The sequence below is a fragment of the Streptomyces sp. NPDC037203 genome, assembly GCF_055605065.1.
The window spans coordinates 113,290-130,482 of sequence record NZ_JBVJUC010000014.1; the positions used below are offsets into that span (position 1 = coordinate 113,290).

At 71.4% G+C, this 17,193-nt stretch carries 17 protein-coding genes; 9 read left to right on the forward strand and 8 right to left on the reverse strand.

Annotated elements, in window-relative coordinates; all coding sequences use genetic code 11:
- The first annotated feature begins 15 nt into the window (after positions 1-15).
- Positions 16-534 carry a SixA phosphatase family protein gene (locus ACZ7EC_RS29885; RefSeq protein WP_471067424.1) on the forward strand — a complete coding sequence of 173 codons (519 nt, stop codon included), beginning with the start codon at positions 16-18 and terminating at the stop codon, positions 532-534.
- 132 nt (positions 535-666) lie between these two features.
- Here the strand turns inward: ACZ7EC_RS29885 and serB are convergent, their stop codons facing one another.
- Positions 667-1,875, reverse strand: coding sequence for a phosphoserine phosphatase SerB (gene serB, locus ACZ7EC_RS29890; RefSeq protein WP_471067425.1), 1,209 nt, complete (start codon positions 1,873-1,875; stop codon positions 667-669).
- Between the two features lie 618 nt (positions 1,876-2,493).
- Here serB and ACZ7EC_RS29895 point away from each other — a divergent pair.
- Positions 2,494-5,076 (forward strand): FHA domain-containing protein, encoded by a 2,583-nt coding sequence (locus ACZ7EC_RS29895; RefSeq protein WP_471067427.1) that lies wholly within the window; start codon positions 2,494-2,496, stop codon positions 5,074-5,076.
- Positions 5,077-5,155: 79 nt separating this feature from the next.
- On the opposite strand, the gene ACZ7EC_RS29900 is transcribed toward ACZ7EC_RS29895, so the two are convergent.
- The 3 genes from ACZ7EC_RS29900 to ACZ7EC_RS29910 all read right to left on the reverse strand — a co-directional run bounded on the left by ACZ7EC_RS29900 (position 5,156) and on the right by ACZ7EC_RS29910 (position 8,047).
- Positions 5,156-5,908, reverse strand: coding sequence for a transglycosylase SLT domain-containing protein (locus tag ACZ7EC_RS29900; protein ID WP_471067428.1), 753 nt, complete (start codon positions 5,906-5,908; stop codon positions 5,156-5,158).
- A 334-nt stretch (positions 5,909-6,242) separates the two neighbouring features.
- Entirely contained in the window at positions 6,243-7,355 is a 1,113-nt protein-coding gene (locus ACZ7EC_RS29905) for an S-adenosylmethionine:tRNA ribosyltransferase-isomerase (protein ID WP_471067429.1), read from the reverse strand.
- Positions 7,352-8,047, reverse strand: coding sequence for an SDR family NAD(P)-dependent oxidoreductase (locus ACZ7EC_RS29910; protein WP_471067430.1), 696 nt, complete (start codon positions 8,045-8,047; stop codon positions 7,352-7,354). The genes ACZ7EC_RS29905 and ACZ7EC_RS29910 overlap by 4 nt, the downstream gene beginning before the upstream one ends.
- 257 nt (positions 8,048-8,304) lie before the next feature.
- On the opposite strand from ACZ7EC_RS29910, the gene ACZ7EC_RS29915 reads away from it, so the two are divergent.
- From ACZ7EC_RS29915 to ACZ7EC_RS29925, 3 genes are all read left to right on the forward strand, one after another.
- Complete coding sequence (locus tag ACZ7EC_RS29915) at positions 8,305-9,450, forward strand: GAF domain-containing sensor histidine kinase (RefSeq protein ID WP_471067431.1); 1,146 nt, start codon at positions 8,305-8,307, stop codon at positions 9,448-9,450.
- Complete coding sequence (locus ACZ7EC_RS29920) at positions 9,443-10,084, forward strand: response regulator (protein WP_397986637.1); 642 nt, start codon at positions 9,443-9,445, stop codon at positions 10,082-10,084. Before ACZ7EC_RS29915 ends, ACZ7EC_RS29920 begins: the two co-directional genes overlap by 8 nt.
- Before the next feature lie 171 nt (positions 10,085-10,255).
- Complete coding sequence (locus ACZ7EC_RS29925; protein ID WP_471067433.1) at positions 10,256-10,495, forward strand: chaplin; 240 nt, start codon at positions 10,256-10,258, stop codon at positions 10,493-10,495.
- A gap of 89 nt (positions 10,496-10,584) precedes the next feature.
- On the opposite strand, the gene ACZ7EC_RS29930 is transcribed toward ACZ7EC_RS29925, so the two are convergent.
- Positions 10,585-11,373: a hypothetical protein gene (locus tag ACZ7EC_RS29930; protein ID WP_471067434.1), complete on the reverse strand. Its 789-nt coding sequence runs from the start codon at positions 11,371-11,373 to the stop codon at positions 10,585-10,587.
- A gap of 150 nt (positions 11,374-11,523) precedes the next feature.
- On the opposite strand from ACZ7EC_RS29930, the gene ACZ7EC_RS29935 reads away from it, so the two are divergent.
- The 3 genes from ACZ7EC_RS29935 (at position 11,524) to ACZ7EC_RS29945 (ending at position 13,926) form a co-directional block, all read left to right on the forward strand.
- A complete protein-coding gene (locus ACZ7EC_RS29935) occupies positions 11,524-12,321 on the forward strand; it encodes an ABC transporter ATP-binding protein (RefSeq protein ID WP_471067436.1) in 798 nt (265 codons plus the stop codon).
- 114 nt (positions 12,322-12,435) lie between these two features.
- Positions 12,436-12,867 (forward strand): NfeD family protein, encoded by a 432-nt coding sequence (locus ACZ7EC_RS29940; protein WP_471067438.1) that lies wholly within the window; start codon positions 12,436-12,438, stop codon positions 12,865-12,867.
- 87 nt (positions 12,868-12,954) lie between these two features.
- Positions 12,955-13,926 carry an SPFH domain-containing protein gene (locus ACZ7EC_RS29945; protein WP_471067439.1) on the forward strand — a complete coding sequence of 324 codons (972 nt, stop codon included), beginning with the start codon at positions 12,955-12,957 and terminating at the stop codon, positions 13,924-13,926.
- Positions 13,927-14,035: 109 nt separating this feature from the next.
- Here ACZ7EC_RS29945 and ACZ7EC_RS29950 read toward each other — a convergent pair whose 3' ends face one another.
- The 3 genes from ACZ7EC_RS29950 to ACZ7EC_RS29960 form a co-directional block, all read right to left on the reverse strand.
- The gene (locus tag ACZ7EC_RS29950) at positions 14,036-14,542 is read right to left on the reverse strand and encodes an HNH endonuclease (RefSeq protein ID WP_471067441.1); all 507 of its coding nucleotides are present in this window, start codon (positions 14,540-14,542) and stop codon (positions 14,036-14,038) included.
- 167 nt (positions 14,543-14,709) lie between these two features.
- The gene (locus ACZ7EC_RS29955) at positions 14,710-15,249 is read right to left on the reverse strand and encodes a YbhB/YbcL family Raf kinase inhibitor-like protein (protein ID WP_471067443.1); all 540 of its coding nucleotides are present in this window, start codon (positions 15,247-15,249) and stop codon (positions 14,710-14,712) included.
- Positions 15,250-15,291: 42 nt separating this feature from the next.
- Entirely contained in the window at positions 15,292-16,074 is a 783-nt protein-coding gene (locus ACZ7EC_RS29960; protein ID WP_471067445.1) for a sporulation protein, read from the reverse strand.
- 110 nt (positions 16,075-16,184) lie between these two features.
- Here ACZ7EC_RS29960 and ACZ7EC_RS29965 point away from each other — a divergent pair, with 110 nt between their 5' ends.
- On the forward strand, positions 16,185-16,835 hold the full coding sequence (locus tag ACZ7EC_RS29965; RefSeq protein ID WP_471067447.1) for a DNA-3-methyladenine glycosylase: 651 nt from the start codon (positions 16,185-16,187) through the stop codon (positions 16,833-16,835).
- The last annotated feature ends 358 nt before the right edge of the window (positions 16,836-17,193 follow it).

Sequence of the window (17,193 nt, forward strand, 5' to 3'; positions counted from 1 at the left end):
GCGAAGCTGGGACGCATGAGCGTCGCAGAACCCCGCAGGATCGCCGTTTTCCGGCATGCGAAAGCCGACTGGCCCCAGGTCTCCGACCATGAGCGCCCGCTCGCCGAGCGGGGCCGCATGGACGCGGCCGTCGCCGGGCGCAGACTGAGCGACTCCGGCCTCGCCTTCGACCTGGCCCTGTGCTCCACCGCGACCCGCACCCGCGAGACCTGGAAGCTCGCGGTGCACGAACTGGCACACCGGCCGAAGACCGTCTACGAGGAGCGGGTCTACGAAGCCTCACCGGGTCAGCTGATCGCGCTCTTGAACGAGGTGCCGGACGACGTGGGCAACCTGATCCTGATCGGCCACAACCCCGGCGTCCACGGCCTCGCCGAGATCCTGGCCGGCTCGGCCGACGGGGACGCCCGCGAGCGGATGACCCGCCGCGGCTTCCCGGCCGCCGCCTTCGCCGTGCTCTCCTTCGAGGGCTCGTGGAAGGGCCTGGAACCGGGCGTGGCCACGCTGACGGACTACTGGGCGCCCTCGGAGTGAGGTGACACCAGGGGCCGGCGCCGGCTCGGTCACGGGCGCAGGCCCGCGCCGCGAGCGGGCCGGTCCAGGCCGCCGCCGGGAAGCGGGCGGCTGCTCCCGAGCCGTGTGCCTCACCCGCGCAGAAGCGCCGCCTCAGCCCTCGTCGTGAGTGTCGGCCGCCTCGACCTCTTCGCGGGTGACGCCGAGGAGGTAGAGGACCGTGTCGAGGAAGGGGAAGTTCACGGCCGTGTGCGCGGCCTCGCGCACCACGGGCTTGGCGTTGAAGGCGACGCCGAGACCGGCCGCGTTCAGCATGTCGAGGTCGTTGGCGCCGTCGCCGATCGCCACCGTCTGCACCAGCGGCACCCCGGCCTCCGCCGCGAACCGGCGCAGCAGCCGCGCCTTGCCTGCGCGGTCCACGATCTCGCCGGTGACCCGGCCGGTCAGCTTGCCGTCGACGATCTCCAGCGTGTTGGCCTGGGCGAAGTCGAGGCCGAGGCGTTCCTTGAGGTCGTCGGTGACCTGGGTGAAGCCACCGGAGACCACGCCGACCTGGTAGCCGAGCCGCTTCAGGGTGCGGATCAGGGTGCGGGCGCCGGGGGTCAGCCGGATCTCGTTGCGCACCTTCTCGACCACGGAGGCGTCGAGACCGGCCAGCAGGGCGACGCGGGCGTGCAGCGACTGCTCGAAGTCCAGCTCCCCGCGCATCGCCGCGGCGGTGACCTCGGCGACCTTGTCCTCGCAGCCGGCGTGGGCGGCGAAGAGTTCGATCACCTCGTCCTGGATGAGGGTGGAGTCCACGTCCATGACCACGAGACGCTGCGCGCGCCGGTGCAGGCCCGCGGAGACGACCGCGATGTCGACACCGAGCGCCCCGGCGTCCGAGGCGAGCGCGGTGCGCAGGGGCTCCGTCTCCACGCCGGAGACCGCGAACTCCACCGCGGTCACCGGGTACTTGGCGAGCCGGAAGATACGGTCGATGTTGCCGCCGGCCTTCGCGATGCGGGCCGCGATGGCGGCCGTCGACTCGGCGGTGAGCGGATGGCCGAGGACGGTCACCAGAGAGCGCCCGAGGCCGCGCGGACGGTTGTCGCCGTGGCCCGAGATGATCTCCGCCTGCATCTTCATCGACTCGGCCCAGCTGTGCACGGTGGCCCGCAGATCGCCCTCGATGCCGGCCGGCGGCTGGCTCACCAGCGCGCACAGCACCAGGCGTCCCCGCGTGACGACCTGCTCGATGTCGACCACGTCGACGGAGTACGCGGCGAGGGTGTCGAAGAGTCCGGCCGTGATGCCCGGCCGGTCCTTGCCGAAGATCTTGACGAGGAGAGTGGGGACCTCGGGGGTCTGCGCAGCAGTCATGGTCTCACCACCGTATCCGGCACCCAGTGCCGCGCGCCGCCGAGGTCCGCCTGACGGACACGGAACAATGGGTGGCGTCCCGGCATCAAGGATCTTGCCAACAGCTTCCCCCGAGGTCGCCACCGCCGCGACCGGGGACACCGCGGCGTGACCTGTTCCGGCGGGTACCGAGGTCGCGCTGTCCGGTCCGCGGGCGGCGTCCAGGCGCGGGCGGCATGGACGGGCAGGCGCGCCGGCCACAACGCGCGACGGCCGCGGTCCCGGCGGCGGCCGGCACCGACGAGATGGCGTACTGCGCGTACCTGCCTCCGTCCTCCGTCCTCGGGCACCCCCGAGAGAGGCGCCCCCGTCACGCCCGCGCGCGAACTGCCGTACCCCCGCCGCGCCTTGCGCCCCCGCTCCGCCGCAATTCCACCGGCCCGGCGCCAACTCCCGCCGTGTCCCCGCTTATCCCCCTCGCCTGAATTGCCGTTCTTCGGCTGGAGCGCTTGAGGGCGGTGCGCGCAAGGCCCGAGTTTTGGTCAGGGGGGTGGGCCTGAAATAGTTCCCCACGATGTTCGACATCCCTAGACTCCCTGCGACGGGGGAAATTCGGGGGACAACTCAGTGGGGCATGGAGTGCCGGAACTCGTACTGGAAACAAACGGACGTACCTGGACGCTCGATCCGTCCAGGCCTTACACCCTCGGCAGAGATCCGCAGGGTGACATCGTGCTCGACGACGCCAGGGTCTCCTGGCGGCACGCCACGGTCAGCTTCGACGGCCGCAGTTGGGTCGTCGAGGACCACGGCAGCACCAACGGCACCTACCTCCAGGGTCAGCGGATCCAGCGGACGGAGATAGGTCCGGGGACGTCGCTGCACCTCGGCAACGCGACGGACGGACCGCGGCTGGATCTCACCGGTGCCGCCGTCGGGCAGGCACAGCAGGCGCCGTACGCGGCGGCCCCCGCGGGGTGGGCCCAGCAGCCGGCCCCCCAGCAGACACCCGCCCCGGCGGCCCAGCCGCCGCACCACGCGGTGCCGCAGCAGGCCCCCGCACCGCAACCCGGCTGGGCGCAGGCGCAGTCGGCCGGGCAGCCCGCCCAGCCGGCGGGCTTCCCGCAGCAGAAGGACGCGCAGTCCGGTGCCTTCGTGCAGCAGGCCGGACCGGGGGCGCCCGCGCACGGGGACCGCAGCCCGACGACGTTCCACCAGTTCGCCCTCGGCCGCGTCATGCGCATCGGCCGCGCCCTGGAGAACGAGCTGGTCGTCTCCGACCTCCAGGTCTCGCGCCACCATGCCGAGTTCCACTCGACGCCCGACGGCCGCTTCGAGATCCGCGACCTCGGCTCGCACAACGGCACGTACGTCAACGGCCACCCGGTGCCCAAGGGCGGCTCGGTGCAGCTCGGCCCGTCCGACATCGTCGGCGTCGGCCACTCCACCTTCCGTATCGTCGGCGACCGGCTCGAGGAGTTCGTCGACACCGGCGAGGTCTCCTTCTCCGCGCGCCATCTGACCGTCACGGTCGACGGGGGCAAGCAGATCCTCAAGGACGTCTCCTTCGGCGTCCCGGAGAAGTCCCTGATCGCGGTCATCGGCCCCTCGGGCTCCGGCAAGTCCACGCTGCTGAAGGCGCTCACCGGCTACCGGCCCGCCAACCAGGGCGAGGTGCTGTACGACAACCGCAATCTCTACAAGCAGTTCGCGGAGCTGCGCCAGCGCATCGGCCTGGTCCCGCAGGACGACATCCTGCACAAGGAACTCAGCGTCAAGAAGGCCCTGAAGTACGCGGCCAAGCTGCGCTTCCCCGCCGACACCACCGCCCAGGAGCGCGACGCCCGCATCGACGAGGTGCTGCGCGAGCTGAAGCTGGACATCCACAAGGACAAGAAGGTCACGTCCCTGTCCGGCGGTCAGCGCAAGCGTGTCTCGGTGGCCTTGGAGCTGCTGACCAAGCCGTCGCTGATCTTCCTGGACGAGCCGACCTCCGGCCTCGACCCCGGCATGGACCGCGATGTCATGCAGTTGCTGCGCGGCCTGGCCGACGACGGCCGCACCGTGCTCGTGGTCACCCACTCGGTGGCCGAGCTGGCGCTGTGCGACAAGCTGCTGGTGATGGCGCCGGGCGGCGCGGTGGCCTACTTCGGCCCGCCGGAGGAGGCGCTGAACTTCTTCGGCTACGACAGCTGGGCCGACGTCTTCTCCGCCTTCGAGAACTACCGCGACTACGACTGGGCGGGCCGCTGGAAGGGCTCGCAGCACTACCAGATGTACGCGGCGGACTTCGACGCCGCCGCCCCGCAGCAGGCGGCGTACATGCCACCGCCCGCGGCGATCAAGCCGCCCAAGCCGCAGGCGTGGGGCTCCCAGCTGCTGACCCTGATCCGGCGCTATGTGTCGGTCATCGTCTCCGACAAGGGCTTCCTCGCGCTGACCGTGATCCTGCCGGCGGTCCTCGGCTCGGTCAGCCTGCTGATGAAGCCCGACCGGGGCCTGCTGGTCAACCAGGCGGTCGATCCGCGCACCGGCCTGCACGTGCCCAACGGCACCGCCACCACCGTGCTGCTGATCCTCGCGGTGGGCGCCTGCTTCGCGGGCGCCGCGAACTCCGTGCGCGAGCTGATCAAGGAACGGGTGATCTACGAGCGGGAGCGGGCGACCGGCCTGTCCCGGTCGGCCTACCTGATGTCCAAGGTGGTCGTGCTCGGCGCCGTCACCGTGCTCCAGGGCCTGCTGGTCGGCCTGATCGGCTTCGCTCCCCGCACCATCCCGGACCAGGGCGTGATCCTCGGCGGATCGACCCTGTTCGAGCTGTGCCTGCCGATCATGGCGCTGGGCTTCACCTCGATGATGGTCGGCCTGGTGATCTCCTCGCTGGTGAAGACCGCCGAGAAGACCATGCCGCTGCTGGTGATGTTCGCGATCGTCCAGGTCGTCTTCACCGGCTGCCTGTTCACCCTGCACGGCACGCTGGGTGTCAACGAGCTCTCCTACCTGATGCCCTCGCGCTGGGCGGTGGGCGCGGCCGGCACCACGCTGGACCTGAACAACATCGCCCCCAACGGCGACGATCCGGGCAGCACCGACCCGCTGTGGAACCACACGGCCGGGGCCTGGACCCTGGACATGATCGCGCTGCTCGCGCTGGGCGCGGTCTGCGGCTTCCTCGTGTCCCGCTTCCTGCGCCGGCACGAGCCGGAGGTCATGCGCAAGTAGCCTTGCCGGTACGTCACGAAGGGCGGCACCCCGTGGTGGGGTGCCGCCCTTCGGCGTGTGTCAGAGGTCCGCGCCGACCTCAGTACGCGCTGTTGACGTTGTCCATCGAGCCGTAGCGGTGGGCAGCGTAGTTGCAGGCGGCGGTGATGTTGGCGACCGGGTCGTAGATGTTCCACGAGGTACCGGGCACGTGGTACGTGTTGAAGGTGGGCTGGATCACCTGGAGCAGGCCCTTGGACGGGATGCCGTTGATCGCGTTGATGTCCCAGTTGTTGATGGCCATCGGGTTGCCGGAGGACTCACGCATGATGTTGCGGTACAGGCCGTTGTAGCTGCCCGGAATGCCCTTGGCGTGCATGATGTCCAGGGACTGGCGGATCCAGCCGTCGAGGTTGTTCGCGTAGGTCTTCGCGGCGACGGTCTGCATCTGCGGGCGCTGCACGGAACGGTTGGCGGCCTGCTTGGCGGCGCGCTCCTGCGCGGCCTTCTTGGCAGCGGCGTCGGCGGCGGCCTTCTTGGCGGCGGCCTCGCTGCGCTGCTTGGCGGCCTGGTCGGCCTTCTGCTGCGCGGCGATGGCGTCGAGCTTGACGCTCTGGGCGGCGGCGCGGTCGGTGACCGAGCTCTTGACGGCGGGCAGCGTGGCGTCCTGGGTGGCGACCTTCGCGACCTGCGCGGCGGTGGCCGGGGAGCCGGTGGTGACGGTGTCCGCGTTGCCGGGGACGGCCGACAGGGCGATGGCGGCGGTGCCGAGAGCGGCGACACCGGCGACGGCGATCTTGTGCTGCTTGGTCAGGGCACGATTTCGAGCACGACTGAGGATGTTCTTGGGCATGGCGTTGGACCTCTTCGTTAGCGCGGAGGTCGCTCCTGCGTCCGCCGGGGGATCGGTTCCTCCCCGCACAGAAGCCGCGGGCGAAAACCCACGGCGCTGAGCGACGGGAGCCATTCTTAGCGGCCGCAAAATGCCCTGGCAAAGGTGTGATGTACGAAGGCGGGTAGTGGATCAGGGAAGGGCAAAACGGGACAGATTGGACCATCTGTCCCGTTCGCAGCAGGGGGTTTATCTCCTATGTCCGTTCGTACGTGATGTAGGCCCTATGTGCGGGCTCACAGGGAAGACAGATCAACCTCACGGGGAGTTGCCTTCGCAACGCATTCTGTGAGCCTCAGTGCCGACTCTCCTCCCTCAGGAGGAGATGGACGTCCCCGAACTCGTGCCACAGATAGAGCCCGCGCAGGGCCTCCTCGTACGCACGGTCGACCGCGGCCCGCCCGGCGACCGCCCGCAGCATCAGCAGATGCGAGGCCTCCGGCTCGTGCAGTCCGGTCAGCAGCCCGTCCACCACCCGCACCCCGCGCTCGGGCGTGACCACCAGATCCGTCCACCCCTCGCACGAGCGCACCACGCCGTCCGCCCCCGCGGCCGACTCCACCGCCCGCACGGCCGTCGTCCCCACCGCGATCACCCGGCCCGCCCCGGCCGCCGTCGCGTTGATCATCCGCGCCGACGACTCCGGCACCGCGAACCACTCCGGGTACGGCGGCTCGTGCGCCTCCGCCGACGCCACCCCCGTGTGCAGGGTGATCCGCGCGAACCCCACCCCCCTGCGCACCAGCTCCGCCACCACCCGCTCGGTGAACGGCCGCCCCGCACTCGGCATCTCCGCGCTGCCCGCACCGTCGGGGGAGGGGAGGGAGAACAGGGTCTGGTACGCCGACAGCGGCTGATCGCGTGTCGTATAGGAGTAACGGATCGGCCGTCCGTGCCCCCGCAGCAGCCCCAGCACCGGGCCGCCCTCCACCCGCGCCCACCACAACCGCTCCCCCCGGCCGCCCGCCGGCGCCGGCTCACCCGCCGGGGCCGACCCGGCCACGGGAGCCCGTCCGGCCACCGGCTCCTCCACCACCAGCCGGACCCCGTCCGCCAGCCCCACCGCTGTCCCCGCGCGGGTGCCCGCCCGCGCGCGTGTGGTGCCCCGGCCGTCCGGCTCGCGCAGCTCCACCGCCCAGCGGCCGTCGTCGCCGCGCGTCGAGAAGTGCACCACCACGGGCGCCTCCCCGATCCGGCCGTCCACCGCTGCGGCCAGGGTCGGCGAGGTGTTCACCACCAGCAGATCCCCGGCCCGCAGCACCTCCGGCAGCTCCCGGAACGCGCGGTGCGCCACCCGCGTGCCGTGGGACACGAGGAGTCGTACGTCGTCCCGTGCCCGCCCCGGACCCCGCTGCTCGGCCGGCACCCGCGCCGACCGCTCCTCCGGTACCCGCACCACCGTGGTCACCGGCCCGCCCCGAGGGCCCCCGCCGTGTACCGCCCGCTCGCCGGACGCTCGTCCAGCAGCCGCAGAAACGCCGGTACGACCGTGCCGGGCGCCGGCCGCGCGTCCTCGTCGTCGGGTACGGCCGCCGCGTACAGGCCGGTCGCCATGTCACCGGGGTCCACCGCCCACACCCGCAGGCCCGGCTCCTCCACGGCGAGCACCGCCGCCAGCTGGTCCAGGGCCGCCTTCGAGGCGCCGTACCCGCCCCAGGCCGGGTACGCCTCCGCCGCCGCGTCCGAGCTGACCGCGATCACCGTGCCCGCGGCCGACGCCCGCAGCAGCGGCAGCGCCTCCTGTACGAGGCCCAGCGCGGCGGTGACGTTCACCTCCAGGGCCCGCCGCAGCCCGTCCAGCGGCAGCCCGGCCAGCCGCACCAGCGGCTCGGCGCCGAGCGCGCTCGCGTTGCTCACCAGCAGATCGAGGCCGCCCAGCGTCCGGGCGGCGGCCACCAGCGCGGCCCGGTGCCCGGCGTCCGTGACATCTCCGGGCAGCGCCGACACCCGGCCGCCGTACCGGCCGGCCGCCGCCGCTGCCCCGGCCAGCGCCTCCTCGCCCCGCGCGTCCAGCACCAGGTCCCAGCCGCGCCCGGCCAGTGCCTCGGCGAGCGCCCGCCCCAGCCCCTTCGAGGCACCCGTGATGAGTCCTACCGGCATGACTACCGTCCCTTCCGCACACCCCGCCTCCTCGGACGGATGCCGATCACCGTAGGAACGCCCCTGCGGGCACCGCCTCGGCCGCGAGTCCCGGAGCAGCGGGGCCCTTCGGCGTACGACGACCGCCCCAGGGCCTGTGGCGTACGGCACCGGGCCGGGTCCTCGGGGCCTACGCCGCCCGGCCTAGGACCAGCGGACGGTGCCGGGCGGCCGGCGGCCCGATCCGCGCTGTCACACCCCGCCGGTACCGTGAGGACATGAGCCACCGCCCCCGGTCCGGCCTCGCCGCGGTGAGTTCCGCGTTGCTGGCCATGAGCAGGCATCTGGAGATGCGCGACGTCCTGAAGACGATCGTCGCCTCCGCCCGCGAGCTCCTCGACGCGCAGTACGCCGCCCTCGGCGTCCCCGACGACCACGGCGGCTTCGCCCAGTTCGTCGTGGACGGCGTCAGCGACGCCCAGTGGAAGGCGATCGGCCCGCTGCCCCGCCAGCACGGCGTCCTCGCCGCGATGCTGCACGAAGCCCGCCCCGAGCGCCTCGCCGATGTACGCGAGGACCCCCGCTTCGAGGGCTGGCCGGACGCCCACCCCGACCTCGTCGACTTCCTCGGGCTGCCCATCCGCGACGGCGACGAGACCATCGGCGCCTTGTTCCTCGCGAACAAGAACTGCCCGAAGCCGGACGGCGGTTGCGGCTTCACCCAGGAGGACGAGGAGCTGCTCGCCCTCCTCGCCCAGCATGCCGCGATCGCCCTGACCAACGCCCGCCTCTACGAGCGCAGCCGCGAACTCACCATCGCCGAGGAGCGTTCCCGCCTCGCCCACGAACTCCACGACGCGGTCAGCCAGAAGCTGTTCTCGCTGCGCCTGACCGCCCAGGCCGCCGCCGCCCTCGTCGACCGCGACCCGGCCCGCGCCAAGGACGAACTCCACCAGGTCGCCGCGCTCGCCGCCGAGGCCGCCGACGAACTGCGCGCCGCCGTCGTGGAGTTGCGGCCCGCCGCGCTGGACGAGGACGGACTGATCGCCACCCTGCGCACCCAGATCCAGGTCCTCGACCGCGCCCACACCGCCCGCGTCACCTTCACCGGCACCGGCTACCGCGCACTGCCCGCCGCCCAGGAGGAGGCCGTGCTCCGGGTCGCCCAGGAGGCCCTGCACAACGCGCTGCGCCACGCGGACGCGGACCACGTCGACGTGCGCGTGCAGCGGCGCGGCCCCGGAGCGGTGCTGCGGATCAGCGACGACGGCGGCGGCTTCGACCCGGCCGCGGTGGGCCGCGCCGGGCGGCACCTCGGACTGGTCTCGATGCGGGACCGGGCCAGCGGGGTCGGCGGCACCCTGACCGTGGAATCGGCGCCCGGCAAGGGCACCACGATCGAGATGGAGGTCCCCGGTGGCTGAGCCCATCAAGGTGCTGCTCGTCGACGACCACCAGGTCGTCCGCCGGGGCCTGCGCACCTTCCTGGAGGTGCAGGAGGACATAGCCGTCGTCGGTGAGGCCGCCGACGGCGCGGAGGGAGTGGCCCGCGCCGAGGAACTGCGGCCGGACATCGTCCTCATGGACGTCAAGATGCCGGGCATGGACGGCATCGACGCCCTGCGCAGACTGCGCGAACTGGGCAACCCCGCGCGGGTGCTGATCGTCACCAGCTTCACCGAGCAGCGCACGGTCGTACCGGCCCTGCGCGCGGGCGCCGCCGGATACGTCTACAAGGACGTGGACCCCGACGCCCTCGCCGGCGCCATCCGCTCCGTGCACGCCGGGCACATCCTGCTCCAGCCCGAGGTGGCGGGCGCGCTGCTGTCCCAGGAGGAGGCCAACTCCGGTCAGGGCCGGGGCAATTCGCTCACCGAGCGAGAGCGCGAGGTGCTCGGCCTGATCGCGGACGGCCGCTCCAACCGGGAGATCGCCCGTGCGCTGGTCCTGTCGGAGAAGACCGTCAAGACGCACGTCTCCAACATCCTGATGAAGCTCGACCTCGCCGACCGCACACAGGCCGCCCTGTGGGCCGTACGGCACGGAGTGGCCGGCTGAAACGCCCGTACGGACGCCGAACCCCGGTTCCCCCCAGACACCCCGTTCCGGACTGAGATTCATACCGTCGTGGGAATGTCACCCGGATGGCGCATCCCCTGGCGATCTCCGCCGTTCTCCAGTGCGTGCCACGGAGAACCGCCGTGGTGAACGTCCAAGAGGGGTTTGAGAGTGAAGAACCTGAAGAAGGCAGCGGCCGTGACGATGGTGGCCGGTGGCCTGCTGGCCGCCGGTGCCGGCCTGGCCTCCGCCCAGAGCGAGGCGGGCGGCGCGGCCGTGAACTCCCCGGGCGTCGTCTCGGGCAACGCCATCCAGGCGCCGGTCCACGTCCCGGTGAACGTGACCGGCGACAGCGTCGACGTCATCGGCGTGCTGAACCCGGCCTTCGGCAACACCGGCCTCAACCACTGAGGCATCCCCATCGCGGCTCGGGCCCCCCGGAACCACCGGGGGGCCCGTCCCTTTGCCCGCACCCCGGCCCCGCCGCCCGGCCCCGCAGGTCAGCGCACTCCCCGCTCCCGCTCCTCCACCATCGAGTTGTACGCCGCCACCTGCGCCCGCCGGGCCGTCCGCTCCACCGGGCGCAGCGCCTCGGTGCGCGCCGCCATCTCCGAGGCGGTCACCGCGGCCCCGTGGCCATGGTCGTGCGCGAGGGAGATCAGCAGCGCGATCCGCTGCGCCAGCTCCAGCACACGGGCCGCGCGGGGCGGATAGCCCGGCGCCAGGATCTCGCGGCCGGCCTCCGCCCGCGCCCGGTACGCGTCGATCGCGGCCTCGGCCACCGGGCCGGAGGCGGCCACGTCGAGCCGGGCGAGCAGCGCCGTCGCGTCACGCAGGGCCTCCGCCAGCTCACGCTCCGCCTCGCCCAGTGAGGGCACGTCCGCGGGCGGTGCCTCGCGGACGGGCAGGGCGTGCCAGACCACCTCGACATGCGCATCACCCGCGGGCCCGGCCTCGTGCACCTCCGGCACCAGCCCGAACGCGGTGCCGAAGCAGACGGCCGCCTCCCGGGCCTCCAGCGCCCGCGCGTTGAACTCCGGCGGTCCGCTCAGTCCCAGCGGATGACCGGGCGCCGGCAGCGCCACCCGCAGCCCCGTCGCGCCCAGCGCCCGCAGCCGCCCCAGCGCGAGTGTGAGCCCCACCGGCGCGGTCTCGCCGGGCAGCCCCGCCACCCGGTGGACCGTGTCCTCACCCACAATGGCGAGCGCTGCGTCATCCGGAGAGACAAGTCCGGCCAAAAGGGCGTTTCCCCATGCGGCAAGGCGTCCTGAACGCGGTTCCGTGAGCATGCCCCCACCCTAAGGACCGGACCGATGGAATGGACCGGCGCGCCGGTGGCGTAGATTTCATAGGGGCCGTGCCCACCGGCGCGGCGGACCGCGCCACAGGCGTACGCGACAGCCGAGACCGGCCACACTGCAAGGGGAGACAACGCGCTCATGAGCGATGTTCTGGAGCTTCAGGACGTATCCGTGGTCCGTGAGGGCCGGGCTCTGGTGGACCAGGTCTCCTGGTCGGTGAAGGAGGGCGAGCGCTGGGTCATCCTCGGCCCCAACGGCGCCGGCAAGACCACCCTCCTGAACGTCGCCTCCAGCTACCTGTACCCCACCAAGGGCTCCGCCACCATCCTCGGCGAGACCCTGGGCAAGCCCGGTACCGACGTCTTCGAGCTGCGCCCCCGCGTCGGCGTGGCCGGCATCGCCCTCGCCGAGAAGCTCCCCAAGCGCCAGACGGTCCTCCAGACGGTCCTCACCGCCGCCTACGGCATGACCGCCGCCTGGAAGGAGGAGTACGAGGACGTGGACGAGCAGCGCGCCCGTGCCTTCCTCGACCGTCTCGGCATGAACGACTACCTCGACCGCCGCTTCGGCACCCTCTCCGAGGGCGAGCGCAAGCGCACCCTCATCGCCCGCGCCCTGATGAGCGACCCCGAGCTGCTGCTGCTGGACGAGCCCGCCGCCGGTCTCGACCTCGGTGGCCGCGAGGACCTGGTCCGCCGCCTCGGCCGGCTCGCCCGCGACCCCATCGCTCCCTCGATGATCATGGTCACCCACCACGTCGAGGAGATCGCCCCCGGCTTCTCCCACGTCCTGATGATCCGTCAGGGCAAGGTCCTCACCGCCGGCCCGATCGAGCTGGAGCTGACGTCCCGCAACCTCTCCCGCTGCTTCGGCCTCCCGCTCGTGGTCGAGCAGGTCGGCGAGCGCTGGACGGCCCACGGCCTGCCGCTGTCCTGATCCTGCGGCCCCCGGCCGTCCGCCGCCCCACCCCCCGCCCGGACCCCCGCGCAAACCCGCCGGGTCCCTCAACGCGCCCTGTCCGCCGCCCGATCGTGGCCCTACGATGACCACGTGAACGACATCGACGCATGGGTGTGGTGGCTCGTCGGCGCGGCCGCGCTCGGAATCCCGCTCGTCGTCACCGCCATGCCCGAGTTCGGCATGTTCGCGGTGGGAGCCGTCGCGGCCGCGATCGTCGCCGCCCTCGGCCTCGGCGTCGTCGTCCAGGTGCTCGCCTTCCTCGTCGTCTCCGTCGCGCTCATCGCCGTCGTACGGCCCATCGCGAACCGGCACAGCAGGCAGCGCCCGCAGTTCGCCAGCGGCGTCGAGGCGTTGAAGGGCAAGCAGGCCGTCGTACTCGAACGGGTCGACGGCTCCGGCGGCCGCGTCAAGCTCGCCGGGGAGATCTGGTCGGCCCGCTCCCTGGACGCCGACCGGGCCTACGAGGCGGGCCAGGAGGTGGACATCGTGGACATCGAAGGAGCCACCGCGATCGTCATCTGAGCCATCCTGCCCGCGAGTTGGGCCGGAGTCTGTCAGACTCGACGGGCAAGATCCTTTGAACAGGCGGAGAGGGGTACGGGGAACACGATGGAACCGGTCATCATCGTCCTGATCATTCTGGTGGTGTTGGTCTTCATCGCCCTGATCAAGACCATCCAGGTCATCCCACAGGCCAGCGCGGCCATCGTCGAGCGCTTCGGCCGCTACACGCGGACCCTGAACGCGGGCCTGAACATCGTCGTCCCGTTCATAGACACCATCCGCAACCGCATCGATCTGCGCGAACAGGTCGTACCGTTCCCGCCCCAGCCGGTGATCACCCAGGACAACCTGGTCGTCAACATCGACACCGTCATCTACTACCAGGTGACGGACGCCCGCGCGGCCACCTACGAGGTCGCGAGCTACATCCAGGCGATCGAGCAGCTCACCGTCACCACGCTGCGCAACATCATCGGCGGGATGGACCTGGAACGCACGCTGACCTCCCGCGAGGAGATCAACGCCGCCCTGCGCGGCGTCCTGGACGAGGCCACGGGCAAGTGGGGCATCCGCGTCAACCGCGTGGAACTGAAGGCCATCGAGCCGCCCACTTCCATCCAGGACTCGATGGAGAAGCAGATGCGCGCCGACCGTGACAAGCGCGCCGCGATCCTCACCGCGGAGGGCACCCGGCAGGCCGCGATCCTCACGGCCGAGGGCGAGAAGCAGTCCCAGATCCTGCGCGCCGAGGGTGAGGCCAAGGCCGCCGCCCTGCGCGCCGAGGGCGAGGCCCAGGCCGTGCGCACGGTCTTCGAGGCGATCCACGCCGGCGACGCCGACCAGAAGCTGCTGTCCTACCAGTACCTCCAGATGCTCCCGAAGATCGCCGAGGGCGACGCCAACAAGCTCTGGATCGTCCCCAGCGAGATCGGCGACGCCCTCAAGGGCCTCTCCGGCGCCATGGGCAACTTCGGCCCCCTGGGCGGCGGCGGCAACGGCGGCAACAGCGGCGCCACCCTTCCCGCCCAGAACAACGGCCCCGCGGCAGAACGCCGCGAAAAGCCGAGCATCGACTAGGGCCACGACGGAACGCCGGTTCCCCGCAGCACCCTCCGAGGGACGCGGGGAACCGCGCGATCAACTCACGACGACCCGCACCCGCTGCCGGACGGAACCGGGCGGACGCTCAGGCCGCGTCCCTGGCGAGCCACTCAGGAAGGCCGTCCACGTCGTCCTGCCGCAGAGCCAAGAGCATCGCATCCGCCGGCGTCGGCTCGAACGGCGCCCGCAGCAACGTCATCCCCGCCTCCTCCGGCGTCCGGTCCGCCTTGCGGTGGTTGTCCTCCGCACACGCCGCCACCGTATTCAGCCACGTGTCCTGCCCACCCTGCGCCCGCGGCACCACATGGTCCACCGTCGTCGCCCTGCGCCCGCAGTACACGCACCGGTGCCGGTCCCGCACCAGCACCCCCCGCCGCGACCACGGCGCTTGTCTTCGGAACGGCACCCGTACATATCTGCACAGCCTGATCACCCGAGGCGCGGGTATGTCCACATCGGCCCCGCGCATCCGCAGCTCGGGATGGGCCTGCTCGACCACCGCCTTGTCCTGGAGCACCAGGACCACGGCTCGGTTCAGAGTCACCGTAGACAGCGGCTCGAAACTCGCGTTCAGCACCAGCGTGTCCCGCATCCAGCCCACCTCCCGTGCGCACCTGCCCACCCCCCGGCGGGCTCGGATCAACTCTGGACGGGCGCGCCGAGATGGACAACGCAATAAAAAATGCCCGCCTCCGATCACTTCCAAGACCGGAGGCGGGCAAACGTTCAATGAACGCTTGGCTGAAAGGAGACGGGCGATCAGCCCTGCTCGGTGTTCTCGTACTCGCCGATGAGCTGCGCCCGCGCGAGCGTGTGGAACCGCAGATTGAACCCCACGAAGGCGGGCGAGGCGTCCGCGTCCGGACCCAGCTTCTCCTGGTCCACCGCGTACACGGTGAACACGTAACGGTGCGGGCCGTCGCCGGGCGGCGGCGCGGCGCCGCCGAAGTCCCGCGTCCCGTAGTCGTTGCGCGCGTGGACGGCGCCCGCCGGCAGGCCCTCGAACGAGCCGCTCCCCGCACCCGCGGGCAGCTCCGTCACCGAGGCCGGAATGTCGAACAGGACCCAGTGCCAGAAACCGCTGCCGGTCGGCGCGTCCGGGTCGTAGCAGGTCACGGCGAAGCTCTTGGTCTCCGGCGGGAAGCCCTCCCACCGCAGGTGGGGCGAGATGTTCCCGTCCGCGTAGACCTGAGCGCCCTTCAGCGTGGCGCCCTCCTCGACATCCGCGCTCGTCACCGTGAACGACGGCACCGGCGGGTGGAAGTCATGGGGGAGCGGTCGCCTCTTGAGCTCGGTCACCTTGATACCTCCTGATCGTGTTCCGGAAAGAACAGAGCGAGCCTAGAACCAGTTGCGCCGGCTGCCGACCTCGGACAGCCACTGGTTCAGGTACGCCGCCCAATCGGTCCCCTGCCAGTCCTGGTGGCCCACCTGGAAGGAGCGGTAGGTGTCGGAGCCCTCGCTGAACAGGCCCGCCTTCTTGTCCATCTCCAGGACGACGTCCATGGCGTGCTCGTCGGCCACGAAGCTCAGCTCCACCTGGTTCAGGCCCCGGTACTGCGACGGCGGGTAGAACTCGATCTCCTGGTAGAACGGCAGCCGCTGCCGGGTACCCCGGATGTGGCCGCGCTCCATGTCGGCGTTCTTGAAACGGAAGCCCAGCTCGATGAACGCGTCGAGGATCGCCTGCTGCGCGGGCAGCGGGTGCACGTTGACCGGGTCGAGGTCGCCGGAGTCGACGGCACGGGCGATCGCCAGCTCGGTCGTCACCCCGATGTGCATGCCGCGCAGTGCCTGGCCGTCGATCATCGTCACCGGCGTCTCCCAGGGGATCTCCAGACCGAACGGGACCGCATGCACGGCGCCGGCCTGAAGTTCGAAGGCGCCGCCGAGCCGCACCTTGGCGAACTCGATGTCCTGCTTGTACTCCTCGTCGCCGCTCTCGACCTCGACCCGCGCCTGGAGGCCGACGGACAGTCCCTCGATGGCCTGGTTCACGGAACCGCCCTGGATCCGCACCTCGCCCTGGACCACGCCACCCGGTACGACATTCACCTCGGTCAGTACCGTCTCGACCGAGGCACCGCCGGCTCCGAGGCTCGCGAGCAGCTTCTTGAACGCCATTGACTCTCCCTTTACGAACGGACCTCGCCCCTACAAACGCGATCAGCCCCCGGCCGGTTCCCCCGGCCGTGCCCCGAAGGGACCGCCCCGGTGCACTACCCTCGGAGGGCATGATCGCGCCCCCGGACCGTACGCCCCTGCCCAGGAACTTCTTCGACCGCCCGGTCACCGAGGTCGCCCCCGACCTCCTCGGCCGCATCCTGGTCCGCACGACACCCGACGGCCCGATCTCGGTACGCCTCACCGAAGTCGAGGCGTACGACGGCCCGAATGACCCCGGCTCCCACGCCTACCGCGGCCGCACCGCACGCAACGCGGTGATGTTCGGGGAGCCAGGACACGTGTACGTCTACTTCACCTACGGCATGTGGCACTGCATGAACCTGGTCTGCGGCCCCGAGGGCAGGGCGAGCGCCGTACTGCTGCGGGCCGGCGAGGTCGTCGAGGGCGCGGAGCTGGCCCGCAAGCGCCGGCCCTCCGCCCGCAACGACAAGGAACTCGCCAAGGGCCCGGCCCGGCTCGCCACCGCACTGGAGGTCGACCGTGCGCTCGACGGCACGGACGCCTGCACCTCCGGCGACACTCCGCTGCGCGTTCTGACCGGCACTCCCGTCCCCGCCGAACAGGTACGGAGCGGTCCGCGCACCGGGGTGGCGGGCGAGGGCGGCAACGGCGACATCCACCCCTGGCGCTACTGGGTGGCCGACGACCCGACGGTGAGCCCGTACCGCGCCCATGTCCCCCGGCGCAGGCGAAGTTGACTCGCCCCCCGAAGGTGCGTAATGTATCCCAAGCCGCTGAACCGGGTACGGCGATCGCCAGCAGCCGGAGCGGCCAACCCACTACCTAGCCCAACCCCTTCACCGGGGTCGTTTTCGACGCGTTCGCGCGCCCGAATTCGAATCCGCGGGACTCGATTATGAGCCCCGCCGGGAATGAGCTAACGTAGTGAATGTCGAAAGGGCCGAGGCGAAAGCCGAAAGCCCCGAGGCAAATCCCGCCGACCGGGAATCGGAGCCGAAAGGATCTGATAGAGTCGGAAACACCGAAGGGAAGCCCGGAGGAAAGCCCGAGAGGGTGAGTACAAAGGAAGCGACCGTTCCTTGAGAACTCAACAGC